The sequence below is a fragment of the Candidatus Njordibacter sp. Uisw_056 genome (assembly GCF_047730085.1).
Taxonomy (GTDB): domain Bacteria; phylum Pseudomonadota; class Gammaproteobacteria; order Pseudomonadales; family Balneatricaceae; genus Njordibacter.
Genome location: NZ_CP159830.1, coordinates 451418 through 468824 on the forward strand (window position 1 = coordinate 451418; position 17407 = coordinate 468824).

Consider the following 17407-nt stretch of genomic DNA (forward strand, 5'->3'; position numbering starts at 1 on the left):
TGTAATTATTTTGTAAACGGTCATTCATTATGGCCATGAGTGAGTTTATGCAACATCAGTTAATAGATGATTTTGGACGCCAAGTCGATTACGTGCGTATATCCGTTACCGATCGATGTGACTTTCGGTGTGTGTATTGTATGGCAGAAGAAATGACTTTTCTGCCCCGTGAAAGCATTATGAGCATTGAAGAGATTCATTTGGTCGCCCGTGCGTTTGTGGAGTTGGGCGTGAGTCGCATACGTTTAACTGGTGGGGAACCTCTAGTTCGTAGAGGTTTAGTCGACAATTTACATCATATAGGCCGCCTCAAAGGCCTAGATGAATTACTGATCACTACCAATGGGTCTCAATTAGTCCGTCATGCAAAAGCTCTTAAAAATGCGGGTGTAAAGCGTTTAAATGTAAGTTTGGATTCTTTAGATGAGGCTAAGTTTAAAGCCATGACTCGCACTGGAAAGTTGCCACAGGTATTACAGGGTATTAATGCAGCGATTGAAGAAGGTTTTGAACGTATAAAAATTAATGCTGTGGTGATGCGCGGTAGTAACGATGATGAAGTGCTCGACTTAGTAGAGTTCGCTCGAGATAAAGCTATTGATATTGCTTTTATTGAAGAAATGCCACTAGGCACAATTAAAAGCCATGATCGCGCTATTACTTATTGTTCCAGCGATGATGTACGTGAAATTATTGAGCAGCGTTATCCTTTAACCCACCACCCTAAAAAAACGGCAGGGCCTTCTCGCTATTATAGTATGCCTAACCATGGTACCCGCATTGGCTTCATTTCCCCCCACAGCCATAATTTTTGCGGTGACTGCAACCGTGTAAGGGTTACTGTAGAGGGGCGATTGTTGTTATGTTTAGGTAATGAACACAGCATTGATCTTATGCCTATATTGCGTGGCCAGCCCGGAGAGGTGGAGCCTTTAAAGCAGGCCATTATTGCGTCAATGGCTTTAAAGCCAGAAAAACATTATTTTGATTTGCACGAGAAACCGCAAATCCTCCGATTTATGAACGCCACTGGCGGATAATAAGAATTACATAAAATGACTAACGACATTGATCCGTTCCACGACATCAGGCCCTATAACGATGACGAAGTTAGGCCGGTAATAGATGCCCTTGTGAATAATAAAGAGCTATTAGACGTTTTGGGACGTTTCAAATTTCCTCGTGCAAAGGCTTTTTTAGGACCAACTTTAAATCCACTCATCCAGTGGGCTCTAAAACGAGAATTTCGCCATGTAACAGATGTCGCGTCATGGCAGAAGATGATTTCCAAATATATGGGCAAAATGCTTAAGCGCAGTGTCTCTGAACTAACCTACAGTGGGCTGGACAAGCTACACCCAGGTAGAGGTTATCTATTTATTTCTAATCACCGTGATATTACGATAGATGCAGCTTTGGTGAGTTATGGTTTAGATCAACAAGGCTTAGAGACCGCTCGTGTGGCTATTGGTGATAACCTACTGCAAAAGCCTTATGTTAGCGACATTATGCGCTTGAATAAAAGTTTTGTGGTCAAGCGTTCAGCCACTGGTGTGCGTGAAAAAATGAAAGCCTATATGGATTTGTCGACTTATATTGATCAATCTGTCCATACGGGGCACAACATATGGATCGCTCAGCGAGAAGGCCGTGCCAAGGATGGCATTGACGCCACCGATGCAGCAGTGATGAAAATGCTCTACATGAGCAAAAAGAAGTCAGGTCAAAGTTACGCTGATTATATTAATAGCCTGCACATCGTTCCAGTGTCTATCGCCTATGAATTTGATCCTTGTGACAAAGCTAAAGCATGTGAACTGGCTGCTTTGGCGAGCAGTGGTGAATACGTTAAAGCTAAATTTGAAGATATGACAAGTATTGTTAAGGGCATTTTAGGATACAAAGGTAAGGTGCACATTACCTTCGGTGAACTCTTGGAAGGCCAGTTTAATACGCCAGAAGAAATTGCCACGGCCATAGATTCAAGCATCGCCAAGAACTATCAACTACATAGTACAAACCTTGCCGCTCATGCAATGAGTGTCGGACAATCTCATCCATCTGAAGATGCCTTACAGCAGCGTTTTGCAGACCTTACTGCCAAACAACAAGAATATGCTCTAGCGATGTATGCCAACCCAGTATTGCGGCAACAGCAATTTAATGAAGTGTCTGTAGATTTAGGATAAGTCACGTTATGTCAGAATTAACTCACTTAAACAGCGAAGGTCATGCCCACATGGTGGATGTGTCTGAAAAAGAGATTACCACCCGTGTGGCTAGAGCAGAAGGCTTTGTGGAAATGTTGCCAGCAACATTGGCCTTGATCACTCAAGGTAAACATAACAAAGGAGACGTTTTAGCAGTAGCGCGCATAGCAGGTATTCAGGCAGCAAAAAAGTGTAGTGATTTGATCCCCTTGTGCCACCCTCTTATGCTGTCAAAGGTCAGCGTGGAGTTAACACCTGAAGTAGACTTAAATCGTGTTCGTATTGAAACCATGTGCAAGCTCAATGGCCGCACAGGTGTTGAAATGGAAGCTTTGTGTGCCGCATCTACTGCAGCTCTAACGCTCTATGATATGTGCAAAGCAGTTGACCGCGGCATGACTATTACTGGCATAAGAGTAATGGAAAAACAAGGTGGTAAAAGTGGTCATTGGTCGGTGGATACACAGGCAGGAGCTAGTACATGATTAAGGTGCTTTTTTTTGGACAACTTAAAGAACAATTGGGTGTGGCTGGCACTGAATTGTATACAGAGCGAGGCCTCACGGTAGCACAGTTCCTAGAGCGTATCATACAAACTCACCCTCACTGGGCTCAACATCTGAATAATGAAAACCTTCTGGTTGCAGTCGATCAAGTAATGGCTAAACCAGGTACGTTGGTATCAGAGTCTTCAGAAGTGGCTTTTTTCCCACCAGTAACAGGAGGCTAAGCCTATTTTAATCCTTAGAGCAGTGCTGTTTTATATCGGCTTAGGTGTCATCTCCATCGTGGCTTCAACGCTGTTAGTTGTTACCTCCCCAGTGGTAAAGCGTCATTTTAGATTCAAGTTCGTTGGTTATTGTAATCGCACAGTATTGCATTGGATGAAAATAACTTGTGGTGTAACCTTCGAAATAAAGGGGTTAAACAATATACCTAAGGATCAACCCCTGGTTGTGGCCTGCAACCACCAAGGTGATTGGGAAACATTTTATCTTCTGACCATGGGTTTGCCGGTTAGCACAGTCCTTAAACGAGAACTGTTGTACATTCCATTTTTTGGCTGGGCACTAGCAATGCTAAACCCTATTGCCATAGATCGTAAACGCAAAACCAATGCACTGAAGCAACTTTCCCAGCAGGGCTGTGAACGTTTGGGTGCAGGTATTTCTGTACTCATTTTTCCTGAAGGCACCCGCTGCCCTCCGGGGAAACTAGGCCCCTGTACCAAAGGCGCTGCCATGCTCGCTCACCAAGCTGGTGTGCCCATATTACCTATAGTACAAAATAGTGGCCATTTATCCCCACCCCACAAATGGCTGAAACACGCAGGAAAAGTGGATGTCAGAATTGGCAAGCCTATCATTGCTGACGTGACTACAAAAGAGATGCATGCGCAGATGGTTGGTTGGATGACAGAAAATTTAGCAGAGATTTCTTAGTTCTATAACATTGAATTACCACGCAGCGTGGTAATTCAATCAATCTTTGCAAGTGCAGAGCTTGGCAACTTGGGTGGTTACGCCACGTACTTAGTAAACACCAAACTCGCATTAGTGCCGCCAAAACCAAAGCTGTTAGACATCACTGTAGTTAAACTTACATTGTCCTGCTTTTTAGTCACAACGGGCATACCCTCTGCACCGTCATCTAATTGGTCTATGTTAGCAGAGGCAGCAATGAAGTTGTTGGCCTGCATTAACAGGCTATAGATAGCTTCTTGCACGCCCGCAGCACCTAAAGAGTGGCCTGTAAGTGATTTGGTAGAAGTAATCGGCGGGCACTGGTCACCAAATACAGCCTTCACGGCCTTGAGTTCCTGTATGTCACCAGCGGGGGTGCTTGTACCATGGGCATTGATGTAATCAATAGGCTTATCAATGGTGCTCATGGCTTGTTGCATGCAGCGCATAGCGCCTTCACCTGAGGGCGAAACCATGTCGTAACCATCTGAAGTGGCGCCGTAGCCAACTAACTCTGCGTATATCTTTGCACCACGAGCCTTAGCATGCTCGAGCTCCTCTAGTACTAGCATACCACCGCCCCCTGCAATGACGAACCCATCGCGGTTTGCGTCGTAAGCACGAGATGCTTTTGTTGGTGTTTCGTTGTACTTGCTAGATAATGCCCCCATCGCATCAAACAGCACACTTTGGCTCCAGTGCAGCTCTTCACCGCCACCAGCAAACACGACATCTTGTTTATTAAGCTGGATCTGCTCCATAGCATTGCCAATGCAATGCGCACTGGTGGAGCAGGCAGAGGTAATGGAATAATTACAGCCTTTAATCTTAAATGGTGTCGCCAGGCATGCAGACACAGTACTAGCCATAGTGCGCGTAACACGATAAGGACCGACGCGACGGAGGCCTTTTTCTCGCATACCATCTGCAGCTTCTACAACGTTGCCATTAGATGCTCCACCAGAGCCAGCAATTAACCCCGTGCGGGGGTTAGACACCTGGTCTTCTGTTAACCCAGAGTCAGCTATAGCTTGTTGCATAGATAAATAGGCATAAGCAGCAGCGTCGCCCATAAAGCGCAAAAGCTTGCGGTCAATTAAGCTAGCGAAATCTATTTCAACACTGCCAGCAATATGGCTTTTAAATCCCATTTCTTGGTATTCAGGCTGAAAACTGATACCTGATTTACCTGCTTCTAGGGACGCTAAAACTTCATCTTGATTGTGTCCAATGCAAGATATAATTCCTAATCCGGTAACGACAACACGTCGCATAATAGACCTCGTTAATGTGCAGTTAAATAATGGGCCTTAGGCGCAATCAATAGCTTAAAAATCGTCTGTACTAGTAAACAATCCCACGCGTAAATCTTTGGCGGTATAAATTTCTCTGCCATCCACTTCCATACTGGCATTGGCAATGCCCATGACTAATTTTCGTTCAATACAGCGCGTGATATCAATTTTGTAAGTTACTTTTTTAGCCGTGGGCAAAACTTGCCCAAAAAATTTAACCTCACCGCAACCCAGTGCTCGGCCACGGCCTTTGTTACCTTTCCAGCCAAGGTAAAAGCCAACGATTTGCCACATAGCATCTAAACCTAGGCAGCCAGGCATCACTGGGTCAGTTGGAAAATGGCAATCAAAAAACCATAGTTCCGGATGAATATCCAATTCAGCAATAATTTGGCCTTTATCGTTGCTACCGCCAGTTTCAGAAATGTGAGTAATGCGATCCATCATAAGCATGTTGCCCACGGGCAGACGTGCGTTGCCTAGGCCGAACATCTCGCCATTGCCACAGGACAATAGCTCGTCACGGTTAAAGGAAGAAGGTCTGCTCATGATTATATTTCCGTATGGTAACTTTTTAGGTACTAACTATATGGTAACTAAGGATAATAACTGATTAATGTATCATTATACCATTATTAGTTTTCTCGGGCTAAGGCTAGGGTGCATAAATCAATTAAGGACCTTTTATACGCAGAGTCCTCAATTATTTTAAGGCAGGTAAGAGCATCTTGGGTTTCTTGTGAGGCCTTTGCTCGGGTATAGTCTAGCGACCCACAGCGGATGAGAATGGCTTGGATCTCATCGATGTGTTCACAGCTGCCTTGTCGGATAGATTGACGAATCAGCGTGCGTTCGTCATCTGTAGCGCAAGCCATGGCATGAATGAGGGGTAGGGTAGGTTTTCCTTCAGCAAGGTCATCTCCAACATTTTTGCCCATAGTAGCCTCATTACCTGCGTAATCCATAAGGTCATCTATCAGCTGAAATGCAATGCCTAGGTGGCGACCAAAACGTCTCAAGGCGTCTACTTGTTCAGCGCTAGCGTGGGCTAATTGAGCTCCAGTTTGGCTTGCTGCCTCGAACAACATCGCTGTTTTACCGAGAATAACATGCAAGTAGTCAGCTTCGCTTACGTCTGGATTTTTGGCGTTAAGTAGTTGCAGAACTTCGCCTTCTGCGATCACATTAGTTGCGTTGGATAAGGTGTCCATAACATCTACTTGGCCAATAGCAACTAGCAATTGAAAGGCGCGGGAGTATAAAAAATCACCAACGAGTACGCTTGAAGAATTGCCCCATTTATTATTTGCGGTTGGTTTACCTCTTCGCAGGTCGGAAGTGTCTACCACATCATCGTGGAGCAATGTGGCTGTATGGATAAATTCAACCACCGCAGCAAGGGTAATGTGTTGATCTTGCTGGTAGCCACACGCACGAGCTGCAAGTAATACTAATAATGGCCGCAGACGCTTCCCGCCACTTTCTATGATGTATTGGCCAATTTTTTCCACTAAAGGAACTTGAGAGCTAAGATGCTCAATAATGGCAGCATCAACGGCTGTGAAGTCGTCTTTTACTGAAGTGTATAGGTCGGTAGCCTGCATAGTTTATGCGGAATCGAATATTGGAAAGTTAAGTGCGACATGCTAGTGAGCTAGAGGGCAAGTGTCAAGGAAAGTGCTACGCGGAGGTGTAGTATTGCGGGTGGTTTTTTCATGAAGTTAAGTATCTTCGCGCTTCCACTAAAAACCTTGAGATACTGCCTAGATATACTTGTGAAGCGGGATAAGTTAGCGTAAAATTACGCCCCCTGTGACTGGTCCAACTTGCTCCCTGTCATATGGCACTTTTAAGAACCACTTGTGGCCCTTAAAGCGCTATTAGCAGCAGGCCTTTTTTTAGTAGCCGGATCAGCACATATTGGAGAAGAGTATGTATGCAGTAATTGTAAGCGGTGGTAAACAGCACCGTGTAGAAGAGGGTGAAACCCTCAAGCTAGAAAAACTCAACATTGAAGTGGGCGCTAGCGTTGACTTTGATCGTGTGCTTTTAGTAGTTAACGATGAAGATGTAAAGATCGGTGCTCCTGTTGTTGAAGGTGCGAAGGTTTCTGCAGAGATCGTGTCTCACGGTCGCGGCAAGAAAGTACGCATCATGAAGTTCAAGCGTCGTAAGCACCACATGAAGCAGATGGGTCATCGTCAGTGGTTTACCGAAGTTAAGATTACTGGCATTAGTGCCTAATCGTAAGGAGATAACCCATGGCTCATAAGAAAGCAGGTGGTAGTACTAATAACGGTCGCGATTCAGAGTCGAAACGCTTAGGCGTGAAGCGCTTTGGTGGTCAGGCCGTTGCAGCAGGTAACATTCTAGTTCGCCAACGTGGAACTCATTTCCATGCGGGTACAAACGTTGGCTGTGGTAAAGACCACACCTTGTTTGCTACTGTAACTGGTACTGTTAAATTTGTTGTTAAAGGTCCGAAAAACCGCAAGTTCGTTACTATTGTACCGGCTTAAGGCAAAGAACCTAAAAAGGCCTTAGGGGTCTTTAAAAAGAGCCCCGCCTAGCGGGGCTTTTTTGTGCTCAGCATGAGCCACACGCCGCAGCGCAAGACGCTATTGTATGAGGCGATTTAAATATTACTGATCAAGGCGCGGAGCCTTTATCTTGCAGCTGGAGCTGCACGGAGAATGTATGAAATTTGTTGACGAAAGTAACGTCATTGTGGAAGCAGGTAAAGGCGGCAACGGTTGCTTGAGCTTTCGGCGTGAGAAGTACATTCCCCGTGGTGGCCCAGATGGTGGTGATGGTGGTGATGGCGGTAGTATTTATGTAGAAGCTGATGAAACGCTTAACACCCTAGTTGATTACCGCTTTCAGCCTCGCTATCAAGCTCAATCTGGTGAGTCTGGCAAGGGTGCGGATTGTACGGGTGGGTCTGGTGAAGACATGACGTTAACGGTTCCTGTTGGCACTACTATTGTTGATCGTGATACAGACGAGGTGCTCGCAGACTTAGCTGAGGCAGGTCAAGTAGTAAAGGTAGCTCAAGGTGGTTTCCACGGTTTAGGTAACACTCGTTTTAAGTCTAGTGTGAACCGCGCACCTCGCCAAACCTCTAATGGTTCCCCCGGTGAGAAACGAAATCTGCGTTTTGAACTGAAAGTACTGGCAGATGTGGGTTTGTTGGGTTTACCTAATGCAGGAAAATCTACCTTTATTCGGGCAGTGTCGGCCGCCAAGCCTAAAGTTGCTAACTATCCATTTACTACTCTTACGCCTAACCTTGGTGTTGTGAGTATGCAGCGCCACCGAAGTTTTGTCATCGCTGATATTCCAGGCCTTATCGAAGGTGCTGCAGAAGGCGCAGGCCTTGGCATTCAGTTTCTTAAGCATCTGTCGCGCACCAGTGTGTTACTCCACCTAGTAGACATGGCGCCTTGGGATGATGTGACTCCAGCAGATTCGGCGAAAATTATAGTACGTGAGTTAGAAAAATTTAGCCCCGCTTTAGCAGATCGTGAGCGTTGGTTAGTGCTTAATAAACTTGACTTGGTGCCAGAGGAAGAGCGCAAAGAACGCTGTCAGTCTGTTGTTGATGCACTCGATTGGAAAGGTCCTGTATATGAGATAGCAGCTATTAATAAACAAGGCACACTTAAGCTTGCTGGCGACATTATGGATTTCATAGAAGAGCGAAATGAACGCGCCCTTGCAGATCCAGAGTACGCTGCTCAAGAAGAAGAGTTGAAATTACGCTTAGAGCAGGAAGCGCGTGAGCGAGTGCAGCAGTTCAAGTTAGCCCGTCATCAGCAGCGCTTAGCCGCCAAAGGTAATGACGACCTCGATGATGATTACGATGACGACGATTACGACGTTGAAGTCGAGTACACCTATGACTAGCCATCAGGCTGCCGTGAGCGGCCAACGTTGGGTAGTTAAAATAGGGAGTGCTCTGCTAACCGACGATGGCAAGGGGCTTGATAAACAGGCCATTGCTGGCTGGGTAGACCAGTTAGCAAAACTACGCCAACAGGGTGTGGAAATTGTTTTAGTTTCTTCAGGATCTATTGCTGAAGGTATGGTTCGCTTGGGTTGGACTCAGCGGCCAAAAGAAATCCACAACCTTCAAGCTGCTGCAGCTGTGGGACAGATGGGTTTGGTTCAATGTTATGAAGAAAGCTTTTCGCGCCATGGCATGCGCACCGCACAAATTCTCCTCACCCACGATGATCTAACCCACCGCGAACGCTACCTTAACGCCCGTGGAACTCTACGTGCTCTGGTAAGCCACAACGTTATTCCTGTAGTGAATGAAAACGATACTGTAGTTACGGACGAAATTCGTTTTGGAGATAACGATACATTGGGTGCTTTGGTCGCTAATCTGGTAGAAGCAGATCTGTTGGTGATTCTTACTGACCAAGATGGCTTGTGTGACAAGGACCCGCGCCACCATAACGACGCGAAGTTGTTGTCTCAGGTGCATGCTGGAGACCCCGGGCTCATTCCGATGGCGAGTGGATCTGCAGGCAATTTAGGCAGGGGTGGAATGTTGACCAAAATACAGGCTGCAAAGCTTGCAGCTCGCTCTGGTGCTAACACTATTATAGCTAATGGCCGCACTGTAGGCGTTTTACAGCGTTTGCGCCAAGGCGAAGCTCTGGGCACTCTATTTGTCCCTGACCAAGAGCCCCTTTTAGCTCGTAAGCAATGGCTTGCTGGCCACCTTAAGGCTAAGGGTGAACTGCATTTGGACGCGGGAGCAGCGAAGGTGCTTACAAAGCAAGGCAAGAGCCTTTTGTCAGTAGGGGTAAGAACTGTGACAGGGGAGTTTACCCGTGGCGATATGGTGTTGATATTAGATGAACATGGTCAAACTATCGCACGAGGATTGGTCAATTACTCTGCTACTGAAGCTTTAAAAATTGTTGGCCTGGCGAGTGGGTCAATTGAATCTACGCTAGGCTATGTGGCCGAGCCTGAGCTTATTCACCGTGATAACCTCGTTCTCATCTAATCATTAAACCTACCCAGCCCGCATGGTTAGTTGAGTGGCTGAATTTTAAGTCAATATAATCCATCTCTGTTGCACCATTCCATCACCCCCAGTTTCTACAATAGATGATGGCATGATGAGTGCCCAATTATCTCTTAGGCTGTCCTGTAGTTCGGATGCAATCGAGATATCATGCAATAACAAATCCATCACCGTTGGTAGACACTTTAGATTCGTAGGCATCTTTACTTTGGGAAAGTAGCGAGTATGTAGGAGCAGTGACAATACTTTCAAGAGGGATTTCTGGCCCAATATAAGCTGCAAGACGGCACATTTTTTACTACTTCACTATTCTATCCAGTATCTAAAAACTACAGCCTGTTAAAGCTCATTTAGGCTATAAGCCCATCAAAGGCCAATAAAAGTGTATGGCCTGGGCACAAAAAAACCGGCCTTAGCCGGTTTTTATAAGCGCTACAATGGATTATAGAGCTTTAATTTTTGCACTTAAACGGCTCTTATGACGAGCAGCTTTGTTCATGGTGTAAATGCCTTTTGAGACACTCTTGTCCATGATGGATACGGCAGTTGTATACGCGGCTTGGGCAGCTTCTTTGTCACCAGCGTCAATAGCAGCGATAACTTTCTTTAAGTATGTGCGTGCCATGGAGCGCAGGCTTGCGTTATGACTGCGACGTTTTTCTGCCTGGCGAGCGCGTTTCTTTGATCCAGCGGAATTGGCCACGATCTGGCTCCTATATAAATATAATTAAAAGCTTTAAATAAAGTGTTAAACACAATATGTGCAGCAGGGTGTTTATGAGGTGCGAAATTATTCCCGTTTGGGCGCCTCTTGTCAACTTAGATTACGTCTTTTTGTTATAAATATGAGCTCATTTTAAGGTTTTTGCGTTAACATGGGTTAAATCATCCGTAAGTAGACAAAAATGACGAGTTTTTGTTCTGTTATTAATGCGTTATAGGGATCTATGAGTTCTTCTTTGCCACCTAATCTGTCTTCGCCAAACCCATCTGCGGGTGACAAAGGCTTGCTGGGTTCCAGTGTCATTGTTGCCACTATGACGATGTTATCCCGGATCTTAGGTTTGGCTCGTGATGTGGTCATAGCAACTTTATTTGGTGCGGGTTCCCACGCCGATGCCTTTTTTGTAGCGTTTAAAATACCCAACTTTTTGCGCAGGCTATTTGCTGAAGGTGCATTTAATCAGGCGTTTGTGCCTGTGTTGGCCGAAATGAGTGCGCAGGATAACAAAGAGCTCCTCAAGGAGACGGTTAGTAAAGTGGCTGGAAGCCTTTTGTTAATATTGACTCTAGTTACTGTGATCGCTTTGGTTGCTGCGCCAGTTTTGGCCTTGGTATTTGCGCCAGGTTTTTCAGGAGATGGAAATAAACTCGGCCTTACTGCGGATATGTTACGCATTACCTTCCCCTACTTATTACTGATCTCCATGACTGGGTTTTTAGGGAGTTTATTGAACCATGCCAAGCGGTTTGTCATTCCAGCTCTAACTCCTGTGTTATTAAACCTTAGCTTAATCACTGCAGCCCTTTGGTTGGCTCCACAAATGACCGTACCGGTGATGGCTTTGGCTTGGGGGGTATTGGCTGCGGGTATTTTGCAATTGGCCTTACAGCTGCCCTTTGTTGCTCAACTAGGCCTTTTGGTGCGGCCGCGGCTCGGCTTTAGTAATGTTCGTGTAAAACAAGTGATGAAACTGATGCTGCCGGCTATGTTTGGTGTGTCAGTGGCACAAATTAATTTATTACTAGACACGGTGCTGGCGTCTTTGCTGCAAAGTGGCAGCGTGTCTTGGTTATATTATTCAGACAGGTTAATGGAATTACCTCTGGGGGTATTTGGTATCGCTATTGCCACGGTGATTTTGCCTGGGCTATCCCAAAGGCATGCGACTAAATCTCCTCAAGCATTCAGTGACACGTTAGATTGGGCTTTGCGTATGGTCCTGTTAATTGGAGTGCCAGCGGCAATTGCTTTGGCACTCTTAGCTGAACCGCTCATCACTACTTTATTTCACTATGGGGCTATGGGGGACCGGGATGTGCTATTTAGCGCCGCCAGTTTGCGTGCTTACGCCCTAGGGTTGCTGTTTTTTATGCTCATTAAAGTGTTGGCCCCCGGTTATTTTGCACGCCAAGATATGAAGACCCCTGTGCGTATTGGAATTTGGGCTATGGCTAGTAATATGATGTTTAATTTGCTTTTAGTATGGCAGTTTGACCATGTAGGTTTGGCGATGGCCACATCATTGTCTGCTTTGTTAAATGCCACGCTTTTGGGCGTGGGGTTGTATCGCCAGAGAATATGGCGCCCTAGTATAGGCTGGGGCGTATTTTCATTACGTGTATTGCTGGCTAGCATGGCTCTCGTTGGGGTAATTTATCTAACCTATCAGCCCGTTGAAATATGGCTAGCATGGGGCTTGTGGCAGCGTGCAGAGCACTTAACGATGATTGTTATTTTTGGTTCTTTTGCCTACGCCATTGGGCTTGTCTTTACTGGCCTTCGGTGGGGCCATTTGCAGGGCCCAAAATAGCATCAACTATCAATCATTATAAAGCGTTTTGTAAGTCGCAAAATGAGTCGTGTCTAGTATATAATGCAAGGCTTACTTTTTGCTGAGGCTGTGGCCTCGAATTTAACGAGTGCTTATGGAATTTATTCGTGGTCTTTACAACCTCAAGCCGGAACATCGCGGCTGTGTGGCGACCATTGGAAATTTCGATGGTGTTCATTTGGGCCACCAGCGAGTGTTGCGCCAGGTGAAGCTAAAGGCAATCATGCAAGGTCTACCTGCGGTGGTTGTGTTGTTTGAGCCACAACCGCTAGAGTATTTCGCCAATGATCAGGCTCCACGGCGAATAACACGATTACGGGAAAAATTGTGTTTACTGGAACAACATGGCATTGACCGTGTCCTGTGCCTGCGTTTTGATGCTAAATTATTAAGCCTTAGTGCCCATGATTTTATCCAGCAATTATTAGTTAGTGGCTTGGCAGTGAGTCATTTTGTAGTGGGGGACGATTTTCGTTTTGGCCAAGGCCGCACAGGAAATTATGCATTACTACAAACTGAAGGCTTGAACCATGGTTTTGCCGTAGAGAATACTGAAACGTGTGAATTAGATGGTGAGCGTGTTTCCAGTACTCGCATTCGTAATGCCTTAGAGATTCATGATTTAAAGGCTGTCAGGCGATTTATAGGCCGTCCTTTTACCGTTACTGGTAAAGTGGCTTATGGGCAGCAACTAGGCCGCAAATTAGGCGTGCCTACGGCTAATATACGGCTACAAAAGCCGAGGCCAGCGCTTCAGGGCGTTTATGCTACTTTGGTTCATGGGTTACTAGACCAACCCATCACCAGCGTAGCTAATATAGGCTACCGCCCCACACTTGCAGGTGTTCAGCCTCAATTAGAAGTCCATCTGTTTGATTTCAGTGGTGACTTTTACGGCAAGACGATTAGTGTAGAGATTTGCGAGTTTATTCGCAGTGAACAAAAATTTGATGGGCTCGCCCAGTTGCAAGCACAAATAGAACTAGACATGCAGACAGCCAAAGACTTTTTTGCTGTTGCATCCCCATAGACTTAATTATTTATTTAAGAAGTGAACATAAGTATGAGCGACCATAAATCCACCTTGAATTTACCTCAAACAGATTTTCCAATGCGTGGTAATTTAGCCCAGCGTGAGCCTAAAACGCTCAAAAAGTGGCAGCAAATGGATCTGTATAATAAATTGCGTGCAGTGGGTAAAGGCCGTGAACAGTTTATTTTGCATGATGGCCCCCCTTATGCTAACGGAGACATTCACATTGGCCATGCAGTCAATAAGATCCTAAAAGACATCATTGTTAAGTCTAAGACGTTAAGTGGTTTTGATGCCCCGTATGTGCCAGGCTGGGATTGTCATGGCCTACCCATTGAGCACAAGGTAGAGCAAAAGATTGGTAAAGCCGGGAAAAAAGTTAGTCACGCTATATTTCGTGAAAAGTGTAGAGTATATGCAGAAAAGCAAGTGGCCGGGCAAATGGCAGACTTCGTTCGTTTAGGGGTAATTGGAGACTGGCAGAATCCGTATAAAACGATGCGTTTTGAGACAGAAGCCAATATTATTCGCTCATTAGGAAAAATCGTTGAAAATGGCCACTTGGTCAAAGGGTATAAGCCAGTTTACTGGAGTGTTGTTGGGGCTTCTGCCTTGGCAGAGGCAGAAGTTGAATACCAGGACAAGGTGTCTCTTTCAATCGATGTTCGCTATGGCGTGTTAGACCAGCAAGCATGGAGCCAGGCCTTTGGTGTAGTAATCGATTTGCCAACCTCGGTAGTCATTTGGACAACAACCCCTTGGACATTGCCATCTAGCCAAGCGGTGAGTATGCATGCCGAATTTGATTATGTTTTAGTTCAAGTAAATAATGAGTGCCAAGTATTTGCTAAGGACCTTGTAGCCAGTGCTATGCAACGATACGGCATAGATGATTTTAAGATATTAGGAGAAACTAAGGGTCAAGCGTTAGAAAACTTGGTCCTACAGCACCCCTTTTATGATGAGCTGCAAGTGCCAGTGATTCTGGGTGACCATGTGACTACGGAAGCAGGTACGGGTAGTGTGCATACCTCACCAGACCACGGTGTTGATGACTTCAATGTAGGCCGTGCTTATGGTATTGGTACGCTTAATTTGGTTGATGATAACGGGGTGTTTGTAGACGCAGCCGGCGAATTCGCTGGAGCTCATGTTTATAAAGTGGACGACCAAGTTGTTGCAGCTCTAGAAGCTCATGGCACTTTGGTACATCAAGCTAAAATAACTCACAGTTATGCCCATTGTTGGCGCACCAAAACACCACTTATCTACCGTGCTACACCACAGTGGTTTATTTCTATGTCAGAGAACGGTTTGTTAGAAAAAGCGCTTGATGCAGTGAAAAATGTATCCTGGCATCCTGAATGGGGTGCAGCTCGTATCTCTGGCATGCTGTCCTCTAGCCCAGATTGGTGTGTGTCTCGCCAGCGCACTTGGGGCGTACCCATCACTTTGTTTGTTAACCGACAAACTCAAGAATTACACCCTCGCACTGCTGAGTTATTTGAAGAAGTGGCGCAAAAAGTAGCCGAAAATGGGATTGATGCATGGTTCGAACTCGATGTGACAGATATTCTAGGGGAAGAGTCTGCAGATTATCAAAAAGTCACTGACACGATGGACGTATGGTTTGATTCTGGTACCACGCATTATTCGGTATTAGAACAGCGTCCAGAATTGCGCTTTCCTGCTGATCTTTATTTAGAAGGTTCAGACCAGCATCGTGGTTGGTTCCAGTCATCTTTGAAGACCTCCATAGCTATGCATGGAGTAGCACCTTACAAAGGAGTATTAACCCACGGATTTACCGTAGATGGACAAGGCCGAAAAATGTCTAAGTCTATTGGCAACGTTATGTCACCCCAAAAAGTGTGCAACACTTTAGGTGCAGATATTATTCGTCTGTGGGTTGCCTCTTCAGATTTTAGCGCTGAAATGGCTGTGTCTGATGAAATCCTCAATCGCACTGCAGATGCCTATCGTCGTATTCGCAATACCGCGCGCTTCTTGTTATCTAATCTTAATGGTTTTTCTCCTGCTGATAACCTGGTTGCAATAGATGATATGCTGGCTCTAGACCAATGGGTGCTTGGGCGCGCAGCGGAACTTCAAACAGAAATTGAAGCAGCTTACCACAGCTATAACTTCCATGCGGTATACCAAAAGATTACCCACTTTTGCTCGCAAGATTTGGGTGGATTCTATTTAGATATTATTAAAGATCGCCAGTACACCTGCGGTGCAGACAGCCTTGCGCGCAGATCAGCACAAACAGCAATGTATCATCTGATCGAAACGATGACGCGTTGGATTGCGCCCATCTTAAGCTATACGGCAGATGAGTTGTGGGAGCATATACCCGGCAACCGTGCTGAATCTGTACAGTTGGACCTTTGGTACGCTATACCTCTAGCCAAGGCTACAAGCATGACGGCGGGCTACTGGACGCAAATCATGGATGTAAAGCAGGCGATTAACAAAAGTTTAGAAACTCAGCGCAACCAGGGCGTGATTGGTGGTTCTTTAAGTGCGGAAATCACCTTGTATGCAGTGCCAGAGTTGCACTCGCAATTGCAGCAGTTGGGTGATGAGTTACGTTTTGTTTTGCTCACATCAAAGGCTTCTTTGGTGGCTAGCGAAGATGGTGGTTCTGAGACAGAGTTGGTGGGCTTACGTGTAGACATTCACGCCTCAGAACATACCAAGTGCGAGCGGTGCTGGCATCATCGAGAAGATGTAGGTGTTGTTGCTGCAGACCCGGAGTTATGTGGGCGTTGTATTGATAACGTTAGCGGCTCTGGTGAGATTCGTCAGTTTGCCTAGTCTGATAGAAACATCAGCTTTGAGACGCTTTGTGGTCTTTATTGTGCTGCTGTGGGCGCTCGATCTGGGTATTAAGTGGGCAGTCACGCAGCAATTTAACTATGCAGAAAGGCTGAATATTATGCCCTTCTTTGACCTTATACTGGTACACAACAAAGGCGCAGCATTTAGTTTTTTAGCGTCACAGCCAGGTTGGCAACGATGGTTTTTTTCAGTCACTGCGTTAGGCATCAGTCTTTGGCTAATCTTGTGGTTAAAGCGCACGCCAAGTACTCAGACCCTGCTAGGGCTAAGCTTAAGTTTGGTATTAGCGGGTGCTCTAGGCAATTTGGTTGACCGAGTCATTAATGGCTACGTCATCGATTACTTATTGGTGTATTACCCACCTTACTATTTTCCCGCTTTTAACTTAGCTGATAGTTTGATCTTTATCGGTGTGGTGGGTTTATTTATTGATTTTTGGCAAACAGAAAAGGCAGCAAAGCGTGACTCAGAGCATTAATACATCTTCCCATGTGAGGTTAAACTTCGCCCTATATCATGCCAGTGGCGAAACTATAGATAGCACCTTTGATAAAGGCGCGGTAGAGCTCACTATAGGTGATGGTAACTTAATGGTGGGGTTTGAATCCTGCCTTATGGGGTTAGTGGTCGGTGAGCATCAAACATTTACAGTGACTCCAGAAAATGGTTTTGGGCAGCACAATCCAGCCAACCTTCAAACCCTCAAGCGTCACCAGTTTGGTTCTGACATGGTACTTGAGCAAGGTTTAGTTGTTAGTTTTTCTGATGCCGCTAATACTGAACTTCCAGGAGTAGTAAAAACAATTGATGGAGATGATGTTGTGATGGATTTTAATCACCCTTTAGCGGGTGTGGAGCTTAAATTTGAAGTGGAAATTTTAGCGGTCAGTTAATAAGATCTCGCTCGTTTTAACCAACTTCTTTCAACATTTTATATTTACGTTGGGCCTTGCCAAATAA

Annotated in this window: 19 protein-coding genes; 14 read left to right on the top strand and 5 right to left on the bottom strand. The window is 45.5% G+C overall.

Annotated features, from left to right (window positions below; translation table 11 throughout):
- Nucleotides 1-47: 47 nt before the first annotated feature.
- From moaA to ABXT60_RS02230, 5 genes are read left to right on the top strand one after another with little or no spacing between them, the layout of a single operon-like run.
- Nucleotides 48-1040 (top strand): GTP 3',8-cyclase MoaA, encoded by a 993-nt coding sequence (gene moaA / locus ABXT60_RS02210; RefSeq protein WP_443631149.1) that lies wholly within the window; start codon nt 48-50, stop codon nt 1038-1040.
- 15 nt (nt 1041-1055) lie between these two features.
- Nucleotides 1056-2189 (top strand): 1-acyl-sn-glycerol-3-phosphate acyltransferase, encoded by a 1134-nt coding sequence (locus ABXT60_RS02215; protein ID WP_443631150.1) that lies wholly within the window; start codon nt 1056-1058, stop codon nt 2187-2189.
- Between the two features lie 8 nt (nt 2190-2197).
- Entirely contained in the window at nt 2198-2695 is a 498-nt protein-coding gene (moaC, locus tag ABXT60_RS02220) for a cyclic pyranopterin monophosphate synthase MoaC (protein WP_443631151.1), read from the top strand.
- Complete coding sequence (locus ABXT60_RS02225) at nt 2692-2940, top strand: MoaD/ThiS family protein (protein WP_443631152.1); 249 nt, start codon at nt 2692-2694, stop codon at nt 2938-2940. The genes moaC and ABXT60_RS02225 overlap by 4 nt, the downstream gene beginning before the upstream one ends.
- A 58-nt stretch (nt 2941-2998) precedes the next feature.
- Nucleotides 2999-3652, top strand: a complete 654-nt coding sequence (locus tag ABXT60_RS02230) for a lysophospholipid acyltransferase family protein (RefSeq protein ID WP_443631153.1) — start codon at nt 2999-3001, stop codon at nt 3650-3652.
- Between the two features lie 77 nt (nt 3653-3729).
- Here ABXT60_RS02230 and fabB read toward each other — a convergent pair whose 3' ends face one another.
- The 3 genes from fabB to ABXT60_RS02245 form a co-directional block, all read right to left on the bottom strand.
- Nucleotides 3730-4947: a beta-ketoacyl-ACP synthase I gene (fabB, locus tag ABXT60_RS02235; protein ID WP_443631154.1), complete on the bottom strand. Its 1218-nt coding sequence runs from the start codon at nt 4945-4947 to the stop codon at nt 3730-3732.
- A 54-nt stretch (nt 4948-5001) separates the two neighbouring features.
- Nucleotides 5002-5517 carry a 3-hydroxyacyl-[acyl-carrier-protein] dehydratase FabA gene (gene fabA / locus ABXT60_RS02240; protein WP_443631155.1) on the bottom strand — a complete coding sequence of 172 codons (516 nt, stop codon included), beginning with the start codon at nt 5515-5517 and terminating at the stop codon, nt 5002-5004.
- 86 nt (nt 5518-5603) lie between these two features.
- Entirely contained in the window at nt 5604-6572 is a 969-nt protein-coding gene (locus ABXT60_RS02245; protein WP_443631156.1) for a polyprenyl synthetase family protein, read from the bottom strand.
- A 328-nt stretch (nt 6573-6900) separates the two neighbouring features.
- Between ABXT60_RS02245 and rplU the strand changes: the two genes are divergently transcribed.
- The 4 genes from rplU (at nt 6901) to proB (ending at nt 9991) form a co-directional block, all read left to right on the top strand.
- Nucleotides 6901-7212 carry a 50S ribosomal protein L21 gene (gene rplU / locus ABXT60_RS02250; RefSeq protein ID WP_046484352.1) on the top strand — a complete coding sequence of 104 codons (312 nt, stop codon included), beginning with the start codon at nt 6901-6903 and terminating at the stop codon, nt 7210-7212.
- A gap of 17 nt (nt 7213-7229) precedes the next feature.
- Entirely contained in the window at nt 7230-7487 is a 258-nt protein-coding gene (rpmA, locus tag ABXT60_RS02255) for a 50S ribosomal protein L27 (RefSeq protein WP_046484350.1), read from the top strand.
- Nucleotides 7488-7665: 178 nt separating this feature from the next.
- Complete coding sequence (gene cgtA / locus ABXT60_RS02260) at nt 7666-8874, top strand: Obg family GTPase CgtA (protein ID WP_443631157.1); 1209 nt, start codon at nt 7666-7668, stop codon at nt 8872-8874.
- A complete protein-coding gene (proB, locus tag ABXT60_RS02265) occupies nt 8867-9991 on the top strand; it encodes a glutamate 5-kinase (RefSeq protein ID WP_443631158.1) in 1125 nt (374 codons plus the stop codon). Before cgtA ends, proB begins: the two co-directional genes overlap by 8 nt.
- 169 nt (nt 9992-10160) lie before the next feature.
- On the opposite strand, the gene ABXT60_RS02270 is transcribed toward proB, so the two are convergent.
- Together ABXT60_RS02270 and rpsT are read right to left on the bottom strand one after the other, a co-directional pair.
- Nucleotides 10161-10304 carry a hypothetical protein gene (locus ABXT60_RS02270; RefSeq protein WP_443631159.1) on the bottom strand — a complete coding sequence of 48 codons (144 nt, stop codon included), beginning with the start codon at nt 10302-10304 and terminating at the stop codon, nt 10161-10163.
- A gap of 150 nt (nt 10305-10454) precedes the next feature.
- On the bottom strand, nt 10455-10715 hold the full coding sequence (gene rpsT / locus ABXT60_RS02275) for a 30S ribosomal protein S20 (protein ID WP_046484347.1): 261 nt from the start codon (nt 10713-10715) through the stop codon (nt 10455-10457).
- A 244-nt stretch (nt 10716-10959) separates the two neighbouring features.
- Between rpsT and murJ the strand changes: the two genes are divergently transcribed.
- From murJ to ABXT60_RS02300, 5 genes are all read left to right on the top strand, one after another.
- Nucleotides 10960-12546 (top strand): murein biosynthesis integral membrane protein MurJ, encoded by a 1587-nt coding sequence (gene murJ / locus ABXT60_RS02280; RefSeq protein WP_443631160.1) that lies wholly within the window; start codon nt 10960-10962, stop codon nt 12544-12546.
- Between the two features lie 115 nt (nt 12547-12661).
- Nucleotides 12662-13597 (top strand): bifunctional riboflavin kinase/FAD synthetase, encoded by a 936-nt coding sequence (ribF, locus tag ABXT60_RS02285; RefSeq protein WP_443631161.1) that lies wholly within the window; start codon nt 12662-12664, stop codon nt 13595-13597.
- Nucleotides 13598-13630: 33 nt separating this feature from the next.
- On the top strand, nt 13631-16423 hold the full coding sequence (ileS, locus tag ABXT60_RS02290) for an isoleucine--tRNA ligase (protein ID WP_443631162.1): 2793 nt from the start codon (nt 13631-13633) through the stop codon (nt 16421-16423).
- Nucleotides 16416-16925 carry a signal peptidase II gene (lspA, locus tag ABXT60_RS02295; protein WP_443631163.1) on the top strand — a complete coding sequence of 170 codons (510 nt, stop codon included), beginning with the start codon at nt 16416-16418 and terminating at the stop codon, nt 16923-16925. The genes ileS and lspA overlap by 8 nt, the downstream gene beginning before the upstream one ends.
- Entirely contained in the window at nt 16909-17340 is a 432-nt protein-coding gene (locus tag ABXT60_RS02300; protein ID WP_443631164.1) for an FKBP-type peptidyl-prolyl cis-trans isomerase, read from the top strand. The genes lspA and ABXT60_RS02300 overlap by 17 nt, the downstream gene beginning before the upstream one ends.
- Nucleotides 17341-17407: the final 67 nt, after the last annotated feature.